18 protein-coding genes and 1 other annotated feature are annotated in these 13,944 nt (G+C 57.7%); of the genes, 16 read left to right on the forward strand and 2 right to left on the reverse strand.

Going from position 1 to position 13,944, the window contains the following annotated elements:
- From CZ203_RS09185 to atpC, 14 genes are all read left to right on the forward strand, one after another.
- Positions 1–282, forward strand: a 282-nt coding sequence (locus tag CZ203_RS09185) for an aminotransferase class I/II-fold pyridoxal phosphate-dependent enzyme (RefSeq protein WP_143436200.1), incomplete at its 5' end; no start/stop codon positions are given.
- Positions 283–296: 14 nt separating this feature from the next.
- Positions 297–1,049 carry an exodeoxyribonuclease III gene (locus tag CZ203_RS09190; protein ID WP_087065808.1) on the forward strand — a complete coding sequence of 251 codons (753 nt, stop codon included), beginning with the start codon at positions 297–299 and terminating at the stop codon, positions 1,047–1,049.
- A gap of 108 nt (positions 1,050–1,157) precedes the next feature.
- Entirely contained in the window at positions 1,158–2,294 is a 1,137-nt protein-coding gene (locus CZ203_RS09195) for a D-alanyl-D-alanine carboxypeptidase family protein (protein WP_235847495.1), read from the forward strand.
- Between the two features lie 120 nt (positions 2,295–2,414).
- A complete protein-coding gene (locus CZ203_RS09200; RefSeq protein WP_087065809.1) occupies positions 2,415–2,825 on the forward strand; it encodes a hypothetical protein in 411 nt (136 codons plus the stop codon).
- A 277-nt stretch (positions 2,826–3,102) separates the two neighbouring features.
- Positions 3,103–3,354: an AtpZ/AtpI family protein gene (locus CZ203_RS09205; RefSeq protein WP_159456448.1), complete on the forward strand. Its 252-nt coding sequence runs from the start codon at positions 3,103–3,105 to the stop codon at positions 3,352–3,354.
- Positions 3,351–3,734 carry an ATP synthase subunit I gene (locus tag CZ203_RS09210; protein ID WP_087065811.1) on the forward strand — a complete coding sequence of 128 codons (384 nt, stop codon included), beginning with the start codon at positions 3,351–3,353 and terminating at the stop codon, positions 3,732–3,734. The genes CZ203_RS09205 and CZ203_RS09210 overlap by 4 nt, the downstream gene beginning before the upstream one ends.
- Positions 3,735–3,737: 3 nt before the next feature.
- Positions 3,738–4,460 carry a F0F1 ATP synthase subunit A gene (locus CZ203_RS09215; protein ID WP_227103489.1) on the forward strand — a complete coding sequence of 241 codons (723 nt, stop codon included), beginning with the start codon at positions 3,738–3,740 and terminating at the stop codon, positions 4,458–4,460.
- A gap of 69 nt (positions 4,461–4,529) precedes the next feature.
- Positions 4,530–4,787 (forward strand): ATP synthase F0 subunit C, encoded by a 258-nt coding sequence (gene atpE / locus CZ203_RS09220; protein ID WP_200809465.1) that lies wholly within the window; start codon positions 4,530–4,532, stop codon positions 4,785–4,787.
- Between the two features lie 45 nt (positions 4,788–4,832).
- The gene (gene atpF, locus CZ203_RS09225) at positions 4,833–5,330 is read left to right on the forward strand and encodes a F0F1 ATP synthase subunit B (protein WP_087065813.1); all 498 of its coding nucleotides are present in this window, start codon (positions 4,833–4,835) and stop codon (positions 5,328–5,330) included.
- A gap of 8 nt (positions 5,331–5,338) precedes the next feature.
- Positions 5,339–5,881 (forward strand): ATP synthase F1 subunit delta, encoded by a 543-nt coding sequence (atpH, locus tag CZ203_RS09230; RefSeq protein WP_087065814.1) that lies wholly within the window; start codon positions 5,339–5,341, stop codon positions 5,879–5,881.
- Between the two features lie 16 nt (positions 5,882–5,897).
- Positions 5,898–7,403 carry a F0F1 ATP synthase subunit alpha gene (gene atpA, locus CZ203_RS09235; protein ID WP_087065815.1) on the forward strand — a complete coding sequence of 502 codons (1,506 nt, stop codon included), beginning with the start codon at positions 5,898–5,900 and terminating at the stop codon, positions 7,401–7,403.
- 42 nt (positions 7,404–7,445) lie between these two features.
- The gene (gene atpG / locus CZ203_RS09240) at positions 7,446–8,309 is read left to right on the forward strand and encodes an ATP synthase F1 subunit gamma (RefSeq protein ID WP_087065816.1); all 864 of its coding nucleotides are present in this window, start codon (positions 7,446–7,448) and stop codon (positions 8,307–8,309) included.
- A gap of 45 nt (positions 8,310–8,354) precedes the next feature.
- Entirely contained in the window at positions 8,355–9,752 is a 1,398-nt protein-coding gene (gene atpD / locus CZ203_RS09245) for a F0F1 ATP synthase subunit beta (protein ID WP_087065817.1), read from the forward strand.
- 3 nt (positions 9,753–9,755) lie between these two features.
- Entirely contained in the window at positions 9,756–10,157 is a 402-nt protein-coding gene (gene atpC, locus CZ203_RS09250; RefSeq protein ID WP_087065818.1) for an ATP synthase F1 subunit epsilon, read from the forward strand.
- 73 nt (positions 10,158–10,230) lie between these two features.
- Here atpC and CZ203_RS09255 read toward each other — a convergent pair whose 3' ends face one another.
- Entirely contained in the window at positions 10,231–10,611 is a 381-nt protein-coding gene (locus CZ203_RS09255; RefSeq protein ID WP_087065819.1) for a DUF4363 family protein, read from the reverse strand.
- Entirely contained in the window at positions 10,608–11,288 is a 681-nt protein-coding gene (locus CZ203_RS09260) for a DUF421 domain-containing protein (RefSeq protein ID WP_087065820.1), read from the reverse strand. Before CZ203_RS09260 ends, CZ203_RS09255 begins: the two co-directional genes overlap by 4 nt.
- A 148-nt stretch (positions 11,289–11,436) precedes the next feature.
- Positions 11,437–11,694, forward strand: a binding site (T-box leader).
- Positions 11,695–11,756: 62 nt separating this feature from the next.
- Between CZ203_RS09260 and ilvB the strand changes: the two genes are divergently transcribed.
- Both ilvB and ilvN read left to right on the forward strand, forming a co-directional pair.
- Entirely contained in the window at positions 11,757–13,421 is a 1,665-nt protein-coding gene (gene ilvB, locus CZ203_RS09265) for a biosynthetic-type acetolactate synthase large subunit (protein ID WP_087065821.1), read from the forward strand.
- A gap of 14 nt (positions 13,422–13,435) precedes the next feature.
- On the forward strand, positions 13,436–13,912 hold the full coding sequence (gene ilvN, locus CZ203_RS09270) for an acetolactate synthase small subunit (protein ID WP_087065822.1): 477 nt from the start codon (positions 13,436–13,438) through the stop codon (positions 13,910–13,912).
- Positions 13,913–13,944 lie beyond the last annotated feature (32 nt).

Below are 13,944 nucleotides of genomic sequence, written 5' to 3' on the forward strand. Positions count from 1 at the left end.
CGCGCCCGCCGTGACGCGCTGTGCGGCGGGCTGCGCCGGATCGGCTGGGAGGTCGCGGACGCGCCGGCAACGATGTTCGTCTGGGCGAAAATCCCGCCGCACTATCCGTCGTCCGCACAGTTCGTCATGGAACTGATGGAAAAGACCGGCGTCATCTGCGTACCCGGCGAAAGCTTCGGGGAATTGGGGCAGGGGTATGTCCGTTTTGCGCTTGTCGTGCCGCCCGCGCGTATGGAGGAAGCGGTGCGCCGGATCGGGGAAAGCGGGATACTCAAAGCATAGATAGGAGGATTTCATTGAAGCTGATAAGCTGGAATGTCAACGGGCTGCGCGCCTGTATGGGGAAGGGGTTCCTGGATTTTGTGCAGGCACAGGATGCGGATGTCATCTGCCTGCAGGAAACTAAGATGCAGCAGGGGCAGGCCGATGTGCCGATGGAGGGTTACCACGAATATTGGTGCTCCGCGGAAAAGAAGGGCTACTCCGGTACGGCGGTATTTACCAAGCAGGAGCCGCTTTCGGTGCGGTACGGGCTGGGTATCGATGTGCACGACCATGAGGGGCGCGCCATCACGGTGGAATATGAGGGCTTTTACCTGGTGTGCGTTTACGTACCCAACTCGCAGGATGAGCTGAAGCGCCTGGACTACCGTATGCAGTGGGAGGACGATTTCCGCGCGTACGTGAAAGGCCTGGACGCGGTGAAGCCGGTCGTCATCTGCGGCGACATGAACGTCGCGCACGAGGAGATCGACCTGAAAAACCCCAAGACCAACCGCCGCAATGCGGGCTTCAGCGACGAGGAGCGCGCCAAAATGACGGAGCTGATCGGCGCGGGGTTTACCGATACGTTCCGGCATTTTTATCCCGGGCTGACGGGCGCGTATTCCTGGTGGAGCTACCGTTTCAAGGCGCGGGAGAAGAACGCCGGCTGGCGCATCGACTATTTCCTCGTCTCCGACCGCCTGATGCCGCGCGTAGCCAAAGCCGGGATATTAAACGACGTTTTCGGAAGCGACCATTGCCCGGTTACGCTGGAGATCGAATAAAAGACGAAGTGTAAAGTAAATTGCTTCACATGCGGGCGCCCGGGCGGGCGTGCAGGCGGCGGTATATTTTCACCCCTACGTCATACAGTAAGGACGAGAGGGGTGCTGATGATGATGAAAAAAATGCTTTGCGCGTTGCTCTGCTCGGCCATCCTAGCAGGGCAGGCGTTTGCGCTCCCTGCGATGGGGGAGCTGTCGGCAAAGTCGGCGGCGCTGTACGATTCTTCCGGGCAGATGCTTTACGAGTATAACGCCGACGAGCCGCTGCAGCCCGCCAGCGTGACCAAGATCATGACCATGCTGCTCGCGCTCGAGGCGGTCGACCGGGGCGAAGTGTCATTGGACGATATGGTTACGGGCAGCGCCTATGCCGCATCGATGGGCGGCACGCAGATTTGGCTTAAGGAGGGCGAGCAGCTCTCCCTGAACGACATGATGAAGGCGATCGCGGTGGGTTCGGCGAACGACTGCGCGGTCGCCGTGGCGGAGCACCTGGCAGGCACGGAGGCAGCCTTCGTCGAGCGCATGAACGCGCGCGCGGCGGAGCTGGGCTGCCAGAACACCACCTTTGTCAATGCCAACGGCTTGGATCACGACGGGCAGAAGACGCTGACCTCGGCGCGCGACCTTGCGCTGATTTCGGTCGAGCTGCTCAAGCATCCCAAAATCCTGGACTATACGACGATCTGGATGGATTCGATCCGGGACGGCGCATTCCAGCTGGCCAATACCAATAAGATGCTTAAGAGCTACCAGGGGCTGATCGGGCTTAAGACCGGGTACATATCCGAGGCGGGCTTCTGTATCTCGGCGGCGGCGCAGCGGGATGGGATGACGCTGATCGCGACGGTCATGGCCGCGCCCACCAAGGAGCAGCGGACGGCGGACGCTTCCGCGCTGCTCAACTACGGTTTTGCCAATTTCACAAAATACGTGCCGGACCTGTCAGGGCTGCCGTCCGCCCTGCCGGTCACGCTGGGCAAGTCGGAAACCGTGCCGCTTACAGCGGACGGCGCGGACAGCGTGCTGATTGAAAAGGAAAAGGCGGGCGGCCTGACGACGCAGGTGAACCTGCCGGAAACATTGGACGCGCCGGTGCAAAAAGGGCAGAAGGTCGGCGAAGTGCAGGTTTTAAGCGGCTCTGACGTGCTGCTGACCGTGCCGGTGACCGCGGCCGAGGCCGTGGACGCCATGGGGGTGGGCGACCTGTTCCGCTCCTTTTTACGGGTTGTGCTCATGAAATGAGCAGGCGGGGCGCGATACAAAAATTCACAAAACAGATACAAGAAAGTGACGGATTATCATTGTAATTTTGTGCAGTGTATGGTAACATAAAAATAACCTCAAAGGTTGGGAGGAATCATTATGGTAAAATTAATTATGGGCGGCAAGGGCACCGGCAAGACGAAAACAATCATTGATCTTGTAAACGCTGCTGTCGCAGAAGAAAAAGGTGCGGTAGTTTGTATTGCCAAGGGCAACAAGCTGACATTCGACATTTCCCATGACGCGCGTCTGGTAGACGTAAGCGATTATGCGGTTAAGGGCTACGACGGCCTGCTGGGCTTCCTGTCCGGTATCCATGCAGGGAACTATGACATTTCCCAGTTCTACATCGACAGCCTGTATAAAATCGTAGAAGACGAGAAGCCCGAGAACGCGGAAAAGTTCCTGCGCGACCTCGACGCTTTCGCAGAGAAGCATTCGGTCAAGTTCACCGTCGCCATCAGCGAAGACGAGAAGACTGCGACCGAGACCATGAAGAAATTCATGTAATTACCGATCGGACGAAAAGCAAGAAACCGATAGTAACGGAACGCAATGGACGTAATCCACAGGATTACGTCCATTTTTTTGTATATCATTCCCAATCCGACAAAGTATAAGAAAAAATTTTTAGAAAATTTCGCTAAAAAGTGTTTCGCTTTTTAGCAAGTTTCGGTATAATAAAAACGATGTGTGGGAGGGGTGCCAAACCCGCGCCGGGGAACAACAAGCGGGCGCGGGCACGGAGCCTTAACATCATATTTTACCTTTTGGGGACGGGATGCGATTGAAGAACAAATCTACGTGGACAGTGCTGAAATACCTGGTTTATTTTACACAGTTCGGCCTCAATATGATTATCCCGCCGGTCGTAATGACGGCGCTGGCCTGGTGGCTCAAAAACAAGTTTGGCTGGGGCAACGGGGTGATCATCATTGGGATCCTGCTGGGCATCGCGGTGGCTGGATGCAACCTCTGGAAGTTCATGCAGTACACCGAAAAAAAGGCGAAGGAAAGCGAGCGTGAACACAGGCCATGACGGCGAAACAAATTGTAATGCAGGAAGCGAAACGGCTCCTGCTCGGCATGGCCCCGCTCACGCTCATCGCGGCCGGCCTTTTTTTCCTGGCGGGGATGGGCGACCTGCGTACGATCGGCAGCCTGCTCGGCGGGGCGGCGTACAGCTTCATCTTATTCCTGATGATCGGCGCAAACGCGTCGAAAGCGCTGCTCTACCCGGCCGCACAGGCGATCGGGCTGGTACGCCGGGGCTATATGTTCCGGTACTGCCTGACCGGCGTGTTGGTATTTCTCACGTTCAAGCTTCCGTTTATCAATCCGCTGGCGGCGATCCTGCCGCTGTTCTTCCCCAAAATCATTTTGCTGGCAAACAGCATATTTCGGAAGAAAGGAGGTTAAATTGTGGGCGATATAGCAATTAATGGCCCAAGAGTGCTATTTGAGATCCCAATTCTTGGCGGGCTGCCGATCACGGAAACCATGCGCAACGCATGGATCGTGATGCTGTTCATCCTTTGCCTCTGCCTGTTCCTGACGAGCAGGATGGAAAAGGTGCCCAAAGGCAAGCAGGCGATCGCGGAAAAAGCCGTGCAAATGATCGACAACCTTGTCGACGGGACAATGGGGCCTGGATGCCGCGGTTTCTCTCCGTATATCGCGACCCTGTTGATGTTCTCTTTCTGTGGCAGCTTGGCGTCCCTGTTTTTCATGCGCCCGGTAACGGGCGACCTGAACACGACGCTCGGTTGGGCGCTCATCACCTTTGTGCTGATTATTGTCAATAATATTAAGTACAAAGGGGTCGGCGGGTATCTCAAGGGTTTCCTTCAGCCGATATTCGTCATGGCGCCGCTCAATGTGCTGAGTGAGGTTGCAACGCCGGTCTCAATGTCCTTCCGTCACTTCGGTAACATTGCGGGCGGCCTGGTAATCACAACGCTGCTGCTTGCGGCGCTCAAGGCTCTGTCGGGCTTTGTGCTCGGTTTCCTGCCGGTCCCCCTGTTGCAGATCGGTATTCCGGGTGTGCTGTCCCTGTATTTCGATGTGTTTACATCGGCCATGCAGGCGTTTATCTTCAGTATGCTGACAATGTCCTATGTCGGCAACGCGCGTTCTGCAGACTAAGCGGCCTTCCTTAAAAGGAAAGGCCTCAGAATTTTTAAATTTGATTGTAACATTCAGGAGGAAAAAATTATGGATGCAAAGGCATTTGTAGCAGGTCTGTCCGCCCTCGGCGCCGGTATGGCAATGATCGCCGGCCTCGGCCCTGGTATTGGTGAAGGTTACTGCGCCGGCCAGGCGTGCTCTGCGATCGGCCGCCAGCCGGAAGCGCAGTCCGATATTACCCGTACGATGATCCTTGGTATTGCAATGGCCGAATCCACCGGTATTTACGCGCTGGTTATCGCGCTGATCCTGCTGTTTGCCAACCCGTTTGTCAATCTGTTCTAAGCCAATCCGCAAGGATCGAGATTCCAACGGGAGGAGGGTAAACCTGTGGAACTATTTCAATCGTTTGTCGGATTTAGCCCCTGGGAACTGATCGTAACGATCTGCAATACGCTGATCACTTTCCTGATTATCAAGAAATTCCTGTACAAGCCGGTCCGTAAAATGCTGGCGCAGCGCGAAGAGGAAGTGCAGTCGATGTACTCCGAGGCGGAAAACGCCCAGACGGAGGCGGAGAAGCTGCGCGCCGAATATACCGAGCGCCTGGCAAAGGCGAAGGAGGAGGCGGCTTCGATTACGAAGAGCGCCACCCACCGCGCCACGGTACGCGGCGAAGAAATCCTGAAGGAAGCTTCGCAGCAGGCGGCCGACATGGTCAAGAAGGCGGAGACGTCCATTGAACAGGAGCGCAAGAAGGCAATGAATGAAATTAAGGACGAAATCACCGGCCTGTCCGTTATGATTGCGTCCAAGGTCATTGAAAAGGACATCAACGAAGACGATCATAAGCGCATGATCGAAGACTTTATCAGTAAGGTAGGGTGAGGGTTTAAGTGGCGACGATCGTAAACGAGCGCTACGCGCTTTCGCTCTATGAAGCGGCGCGGGATGAGGACAAGGTTTCCGAGATCCTCGACCAGTTCGCTGTAATCGCGGAGGCCATCCGCGAAGCGCCGGATTTCCTGAAAATGCTGCAGGCGCCGGCGATTGCGCTGGAAGACAAGAAGAAGGTGCTGCAAGACGCTTTCTCCGGCAAGGCCGACCCCTATCTGCTCAATTTCCTGATGCTGATCACGGAAAAGCGGCGCGTAGGCGGCCTGCTGGAAATGCAGGAGGCATATAAACAGCACTATTATGAGGAGCACGGCATCATCGAGGTCATTGCGACGACCGCAGTCCCCATGGATGACGCGCTCACCGACCAGCTCATTGCCAAGCTGCGTAAGATCACCTCCAAGGAGGTCATCCTCCGCAAGAAGGTCGACCCGTCCATCCTGGGCGGCATCGTCATCAAGCTCGGCAACGACCAGATCGATACCAGTGTCAAGACCCGCCTGGCGGAGCTGACACAAAAAATGACTCAAATTATTGCGTAAGGAAGTAGGTGACTTCATGGAATTACGCCCGGAAGAGATTAGTACAATCCTGAAAGCCCAGATTAAGGGGTACCAGTCGCAGATCCGGCAGACCAACGTCGGCACCGTTATGGAGGTCGGCGACGGTATCGCCAAGATCTACGGCCTTGAGGATTGTATGTCCGGCGAACTCTTGGAGTTCGACGGCGGCGTATATGGCATGGCACAGAACCTCGAAGAGGACTATGTCGGCGCCGTCCTGCTGGGTTCCGACCAGAACATCAGAGAGGGCGACACCGTAAAGCGTACCCAGAGGATCGTGGAGGTCCCGGTCGGCGAGGCAATGCTCGGCCGCGTCGTGGACGCGCTCGGCAAGCCGATCGACGGCAAGGGCCCCATCGAGACCAAGGAATCCCGCCCGATTGAAATGCCGGCGCCCGGCATCATCGAGCGTACCCCGGTTAACGTCCCGTTGCAGACCGGTATCAAGGCGATCGACTCCATGATCCCGATCGGCCGCGGCCAGCGCGAGCTGATCATCGGCGACCGCCAGACCGGTAAGACCGCGATCTGCCTGGATACGATCATCAACCAGCGCGGCAACGGCGTAATCTGCATCTATGTCGCGATCGGGCAGAAGCGTTCGACCGTCGCGCAGGTTGCGGAAACGCTGGCCAAAAACGGCGCGATGGAGTACACGACAATCGTCGCGGCGACCGCGTCCGAGTCCGCGCCGCTGCAGTATATCGCGCCGTACGCGGGCTGCACGATGGGCGAATATTTTATGCACAAGGGCAAGGACGTGCTGGTCATTTATGACGACCTGTCCAAGCACGCGGTGGCCTACCGTGCAATTTCCCTGCTGCTGCACCGTCCGCCCGGACGTGAGGCATATCCCGGCGACGTATTCTACCTGCACTCCCGCCTGCTGGAGCGCGCGGCAAACATCAAGGACAGCGGCTCGCTGACCGCGCTGCCGATCATTGAGACGCAGGCGGGCGACGTCGCGGCCTATATCCCGACGAACGTCATTTCCATCACGGACGGCCAGATCTTCCTAGAAACCGAGCTGTTCAACTCCGGTATCCGTCCCGCGGTCAACCCCGGCATCTCGGTATCGCGTGTCGGCGGTAACGCGCAGATCAAGGCGATGAAGAAGGTATCCGGTACGCTCAAGCTGGCGTATTCGCAGTACCGCGAGCTGCAGTCCTTCTCCCAGTTCGGTTCCGACCTCGACGAGGACACCAAGAACCGCCTGGCACAGGGCGAACGCATCGTTGAAGTCCTCAAGCAGCCGCAGAACAGCCCGATTTCCGTAGAAAATCAGGTTATCATTATCTATGCGGTCGTTTCGAACCTGCTCAAGGAAATCCCGGTCGCACAGATCGGCGAGTTCCAGAACGAGCTGTTCGACTATATTGCCAATACCTACGGCGATATCCCGGAGACCATCCGCGCCACGGGCAAGATGGACGACGATATCAAGAATAAGCTGCACGACGCAATCATCGAGTTCAGGGACAAGTTCCTGGCCGAGAGATAAGCCTCCCGTACAAAACTTGATAAAGAAAGGGAGGGATAGCCAATGGCAGCCGGCAATATGAAACAAATCAGGCGCCGCATCAAGAGCGTCCAGTCCACCATGCAGATCACCAAGGCGATGGAGCTGGTGGCGTCGAGCAAGGTGCGCCGCGCCAAGGAGCGCGTCGAGCGGTCCAGGCCCTATTTCGACACGCTTTATGACACGATCACACGTATCGCGGCCGCAAACCGCGACGGCAGTTCGGTCTATACCAAGCCGCGGGAGGTCAAAAAAAGCCTCTACCTCGTCATTGCAGGCGACCGCGGCCTGGCCGGCGGCTACAATGCCAACATCTTCAAGCTGGCAACGGCGCAGATGGCTGGCAAGGATACCGCGGTGATCACCATCGGCAAGAAGGCGCAGGAGCACTACGCCAAGCATGCCGGCAGCGTGCTCGCCGACTATCCGGGCATTGCGGAGACCATGCGCATTTCGGATACGCATTCGATTGTGCGGCAGTTCCTCGACCTGTTCAAGCGGGGCGAAGTGGACGAGGTCTTCCTGTGCTACACGAAGTACGTTTCCCCGCTGACCCAGGAGCCGCGCTGCATCCAGCTGCTGCCCCTGAGCTTTGGCAAGGAGGAAACGGACACGAAGCAGAGCCGCGTGCTGACCGAATACGACCCCTCGCCCGAGGCGGTCTTTAACGAAATCATCCCGGAATACCTCAACGGCGTGCTGTATGGCGCGGTTGTCGAGTCGTATGCGTCTGAACAGAGCGCCCGCCGCATGGCGATGGAGGCCGCTTCGGACAACGCGGGCGAGATGATTGAAAACCTGAACCTGTCCTACAACCGTGCGCGCCAGGCGTCGATCACGCAGGAAATCACTGAGATCGTCGCGGGCGCAGGCCAGGTGGGCAGCTAAACGCCCGGTAACCGCGGGCAACACAAGAATTAGGGAGTTTTGCCAATGAGTGAGCAGAATATTGGTACAGTCGTCCAGATTATCGGACCTGTACTCGACATCAAATTTGCTGCGGATGCGCTGCCTAAGCTCCTGAACGCGATCACCATCGACCTGAACGGCAAGACCATTACCGCTGAGGTCGCACAGCATATCGGCGAGGATACGGTCCGCTGCATCGCAATGCAGTCGACCGACGGCCTGGTGCGCGGCATGAAGGCCGTCGATACCGGCGCGCCGATCACTGTACCGGTCGGTCACGAGAACTTAGGACGCATCTTCAACCTGCTCGGTGAGCCGGTCGACCACAAGCCCCCCGTCAAGGGCGAGGAGCGCTGGCCGATCCACCGGGAGGCTCCGTCTTATGAGGACCAGGAATCCACCACGGAAATCCTGGAAACCGGCATCAAGGTCGTCGACCTGATCGCGCCGTACGCCAAGGGCGGTAAGGTCGGCCTGTTCGGCGGCGCGGGCGTCGGCAAGACGGTTATCATCATGGAGCTGATCAACAACATCGCTAAGCAGCACGGCGGCATTTCGGTCTTCACCGGTGTCGGCGAGCGTACCCGTGAGGGTAACGACCTGTATAACGAAATGCAGGAGTCCGGCGTTATCGACAAGACCGTACTGGTTTACGGCCAGATGAACGAGCCGCCCGGAGCGCGTATGCGCGTCGGCCTGTCCGGCCTGACCATGGCGGAGTATTTCCGTGACCAGGAAGGCCAGGACGTACTGCTGTTTATCGACAACATTTTCCGCTTTACCCAGGCGGGTTCCGAGGTTTCCGCGCTGCTCGGCCGTATGCCGTCCGCAGTAGGTTACCAGCCGACGCTGGCAACCGAGATGGGCGCGCTGCAGGAGCGTATCACCTCGACCAAGAAGGGCTCGATCACGTCCGTACAGGCGGTTTACGTCCCTGCGGACGACCTGACCGACCCGGCGCCGGCGACGACGTTCGCCCACCTGGACGCAAAGACCGTCCTTTCCCGTGACATTGCATCCATGGGTATTTACCCTGCGGTTGACCCGCTGGATTCGACGTCGCGTATCCTGACGGCCGACGTGGTCGGTGTAGAGCACTACGAGACCGCGCGCGCCGTGCAGTCCATCCTGCAAAAGTACAAGGATTTGCAGGACATCATCGCGATCCTGGGTATGGACGAGCTTTCCGACGAGGACAAGCTGACCGTTGCCAGAGCCCGTAAGATCCAGAACTTCCTGTCGCAGCCGTTCCATGTTGCGGAGCAGTTTACCGGCATGCCCGGCAAATATGTCCCGATCAAGGAAACCATCCGCGGCTTCAAGGAAATCCTGGAGGGCAAGCACGACGACCTGCCGGAATCCGCATTCCTGTTTGCCGGTTCGATTGACGAGGTAGTGGAAAAAGCCAAGAAGGGAGAGTAGTCTATGTCTACTTTTCATTTGAAGGTTGTCACTTCCGACCGTTGCTTCTTTGACGGCGAGGCCGAACGCATTATCGTGCGTACGACCGAGGGCGACGTCGGCATCCTGCCGAAGCATATCCCTTATGTCGCCGCGCTCGGCATCGGCGGCCTGACGATTTTCCACGAGGGCACCAGCCGCGTGGCGGCGGTTTCAGGCGGCTTTGTCCAGGTATCCGCGGAAGGCACGACTGTGCTTGCGCGCACCTGTGAATGGGCGGACGAAATCGACATCAACCGTGCCCGCGAGGCGGCGGAACGCGCCAAGGCGCTGCTCCATCAGCAGCTGAGCGAGCACGAGCATGACGTCGCGGACGTGAAGCTCAAAAAGGCTGTCAACCGTATCCGCATTGCGGGGGATAAGTAATCAAAAAAGGGCCGTCCGGCAGGACGGCCCTTTTTTTTGATGCAACGGCACTGTAAAATGGCGGTACATATGGCTAAAATATATTTTCGATGCTGGGGAGCTCCATCTCCGGGATGTGCAGCAGCATGCCGTACAGCTCGCGGGACTGGAGGAAATATTCGTTGTTATCGTGGTTGTCCATGGCCTGCATCGTGCGCAGGAACAGGTTTTCAATATCGTCCAGTTCGTTGTGGCGTACCAGCGCGCCCAGCATGGAGCGGTGGTCGGACCACAGGTGATAGGTCTCCTGCAGGATAGCGTCCGCGCCGGCGCGGTCGCCTGTTTGCAACAGGGCGTCCGATTCCAGCACGTGCCCGGCCAGTTCCTGCGTCAGCAGGTCAAGGCGGTTATAGCTGGCGAAACAGCCGAAGATCATCACAGCGAGTAGTAGGATGGCGACGATGAGGCGTCTCATGCGCGTCCCTCCTTTGCCTGGATAAATTGGTTCCCACAGTCGTCAAGCGTCATCAGGAATACGTCCTTGGGGGCGTTGATTTTAGCTTTTTTGACCATTTGCTCGATATCCTCCACCGTTTTGTTGAGCTTTTGCAGGTTCTGATGGATGATATGGCCGTCGGAGATGACAATATAGGGCAGGCCGCTGTCCTGTGGGGAGAGGTTCAGCATTTCCGCCGTCGTAGGGCGGTAGGGCGTCTGCAGCACATAGCTGAGTTTGCCGCTCGGCTCAATGACGCCGTATTTTACGTCGCTGATCGAGTCAATGTTGTTTTCCCGCAGTGCTTCGAGTACTTCATCGACCGTGATGCGCATCTGCTGCATTTTGCGGCGGTCAAGCACGCCGCTCCGGATGATGATCGCGGGGCGGCCGTTCAGCAGGCGGCGCAGGCGGATGCTTTTCAGGCTGAGGAAAGACACGACGATTTCCAGGGAAATCAGCGTAACGATCGGGATCACGCCGGACATCAGCGGCACCCCGAGGTCCTGCATGGGGATGGCGGCCAGTTCGCTGACCAGGATGGTGATGACCAGTTCGGACGGCTCCAATTCGCCGATTTGCCGCTTGCCCATGATGCGCAGGGCGACAATCACGCAAATGTATAAAAACAGGGTCCGGATAAAGGAAATAGACATGCGGAAACGCTCCTTTGTTCAGGGGATGCGTTTAGCATGGCCGTAAATCAACAAAGTATACCAAGTATCCCTGGCCGATACGGCCAAAACTATATAAAATTGTGGTTGACTTTTCAGGGGTGGATACTTATAATATAGAACATACATCAGAAATGCAGTGACCGGGAAAAGTAGCGTCCGGAATCTTTTAGAGAGCTGTCGGCAGGTGCAAGGCGGCAGAGGATGGAAAGTGCGAAAGTCTCCCCGAGAGCAGCCGGCTGAAGGGCAGTATGCCTGTGTAGGCTGGGACGGCTGGCCGCCGTTAGAGGGCCGCGCGTTCGATCCCGGGTCGGATGCGGCTGAGTGGCCGTGCAAACGGCAATGAGAGTGGTACCGCAGAGAACTTTTTTAAGTCTTTGTCTCTTGGAAACAGGAGATAAAGGCTTTTTTTATTGTCCGGCTGGCGGACAGATGAGGAGGGGTGTGAAAATGCAGCTTAACGGTTCCGAAATTTTGGTCGAAGTGTTGGTTGAGCAGGGCGTGGACACGATTTTTGGTTATCCAGGCGGCGCGGTGCTGAATATTTACGACGCGTTGTACAAGAACAGCGACCGTATCCACCATATTATTACCGCGCACGAGCAGGGCGCGTCCCATGCAGCGGACGGCTATGCGCGCGCGACCGGCAAAACCGGCGTGTGCCTTGCGACGAGCGGCCCGGGCGCGACCAACCTTGTGACGGGCATTGCAACGGCCTACATGGATTCCGTGCCCATGGTGGCGATTACCGGTAACGTCGGCACGTCGCTGATTGGCAAGGACAGCTTCCAGGAAGTCTATATCGCAGGCATTACGATGCCGATTACCAAGCATAACTTCGTCGTACGCGACGTAACCGAGCTGGCCGACGTGCTGCGCGACGCGTTCCGGATCGCGAATACCGGCCGCCCGGGACCGGTCCTGGTCGACATCCCGAAGGACGTGACGGCAGCGGTCTGTGAATTCCATAACAAACCCGTTGCGGATACCAGCGAGCGCTATGACCTGAAGGAAGACGACTTGCGGGCGATTGCCGAGCTGATCAACCAGGCGGAGCGCCCGGTCATCTATTACGGCGGCGGCGTGACCATTGCGGATGCCGGGGACGACATGCTGGCGTTCATGCGCCGCGCGCAGATACCCGCGACCGGTACGATGATGGCCATCGGCGCGCTGCCGTCGGATGAGCCGCTGAACCTCGGCCTGGTCGGTATGCACGGCTGGGTATCCTCGGGGCGCGCGGTCGACGAGGCGGACGTCCTGATTACCATCGGCGCGCGTTTCTCCGACCGTGTGGCGACGAACCCGAGCAGGTTTGCAACCCGCGCGCGCATCATCCACGTGGATATCGACGCCGCGGAAATCAATAAGAATATCAATATCGATTATCCGGTCGTTTCGGATGCAAAAACCTTCCTGCAGGCCGTGATGCCGTACATCAAGGAAAACCGCCACCCGGAATGGATCGCAAAAATCGGGGATTGGCGCGCACGGCTCGATTACCGTCCCAAGGACAGCGAGACCGAGCTTAAGCCGCACCGCATCATGGATATCCTGGTCAAGGCGACCGACGACGATACGATTATGGTCACCGACGTCGGCCAGCACCAGATGTGGGCGATGCAATACTGCAAGCGCAACCACCCGCACCAGTTCATTTCCTCGGGCGGCCTGGGTACGATGGGCTTCGGCTACGGCGCGGCGATCGGCGCGCAGTTTGCCTGCCCGGATAAGCGCGTGATCCATATTACGGGCGACGGCAGCTTCCATATGAACCTGAACGAGGTGTCGACGGGCGTCAAGTACGACCTGCCGATCATCACGGTCATTATGAATAACTCCGTGCTCGGCATGGTGCGCCAGTGGCAGACCATGTTCTACGAAAAGCGCTATTCGTCCACGACGATCGAGCGCCAGACCGATTACGTCAAACTGGCAGAAGCGTTCGGCGGCCACGGCTTCCGCTGCACGACCCCCGCGGAATTCGAGGCGGCGATGCAGCAGGCGCTTAAAATGCACGGCCCCGTACTGATCGACTGCGTCATCGACCGCGACGAGCGCGTCCTGCCGATGATCGCGGCCGGCGCGACCATCGACGATGTCATTACGAATTAAAGGAGGGACGTCCAGTGGAAAAATATATCCTGTCTGTCGTAGTACAGAATAATGCGGGCGTTCTGGCCCGTGTATCCAGCTTGTTCGGCCGCCGCGGCTACAACATCGATTCGCTGACGGTTTCCGCAACCACCGACCCCAGGGTTTCGCGTATTACCATCGTCGTCACCGGCGACGACGCGATCCTCGAGCAGATCATCAAGCAGGTTTCCAAGCTGGAGGAAACGATCGTTGTCAGGCATCTGGTGGAGCAGGAAGCATACTGCCGCGAGCTGGTGTTTGTAAAGCTCCAGGCGGAGGACGCCACGGTGCGCGACAGCGCCCGCGAGGTGGCGCAGATTTACGGCGCAAACGTCGTGCTGACCGAGCCTGACCACATCGTCCTGGAACTGACCGAGACGCCCAGCCGTATCGACGCGTTCCTGTCGGTCATCGCGAACTTCAAGGTCGTCGAGACCTGCCGTTCCGGCGTGACCGCGATGGTGCGGTAAGCCCTTATTTACTTAGGTTGTTCAATAAACAA

Source organism: Intestinibacillus massiliensis (genome assembly GCF_900155735.1).
In the GTDB taxonomy this organism is placed as follows: Bacteria; Bacillota; Clostridia; order Oscillospirales; family Butyricicoccaceae; genus Intestinibacillus; species Intestinibacillus massiliensis.

What these genes read in the sequence shown, in the direction of transcription:
- CZ203_RS09195 (WP_235847495.1), top strand. Translation starts at nt 1,158, where the DNA reads ATGATGATGAAAAAAATGCTTTGCGCGTTGCTCTGCTCGGCCATCCTA.
- CZ203_RS09200 (WP_087065809.1), top strand. Translation starts at nt 2,415, where the DNA reads ATGGTAAAATTAATTATGGGCGGCAAGGGCACCGGCAAGACGAAAACA.
- CZ203_RS09210 (WP_087065811.1), top strand. Translation starts at nt 3,351, where the DNA reads ATGACGGCGAAACAAATTGTAATGCAGGAAGCGAAACGGCTCCTGCTC.
- atpE (WP_200809465.1), top strand. Translation starts at nt 4,530, where the DNA reads ATGGATGCAAAGGCATTTGTAGCAGGTCTGTCCGCCCTCGGCGCCGGT.
- atpA (WP_087065815.1), top strand. Translation starts at nt 5,898, where the DNA reads ATGGAATTACGCCCGGAAGAGATTAGTACAATCCTGAAAGCCCAGATT.
- atpG (WP_087065816.1), top strand. Translation starts at nt 7,446, where the DNA reads ATGGCAGCCGGCAATATGAAACAAATCAGGCGCCGCATCAAGAGCGTC.
- atpD (WP_087065817.1), top strand. Translation starts at nt 8,355, where the DNA reads ATGAGTGAGCAGAATATTGGTACAGTCGTCCAGATTATCGGACCTGTA.
- atpC (WP_087065818.1), top strand. Translation starts at nt 9,756, where the DNA reads ATGTCTACTTTTCATTTGAAGGTTGTCACTTCCGACCGTTGCTTCTTT.
- CZ203_RS09255 (WP_087065819.1), bottom strand. Translation starts at nt 10,611, where the DNA reads ATGAGACGCCTCATCGTCGCCATCCTACTACTCGCTGTGATGATCTTC.
- CZ203_RS09260 (WP_087065820.1), bottom strand. Translation starts at nt 11,288, where the DNA reads ATGTCTATTTCCTTTATCCGGACCCTGTTTTTATACATTTGCGTGATT.
- ilvB (WP_087065821.1), top strand. Translation starts at nt 11,757, where the DNA reads ATGCAGCTTAACGGTTCCGAAATTTTGGTCGAAGTGTTGGTTGAGCAG.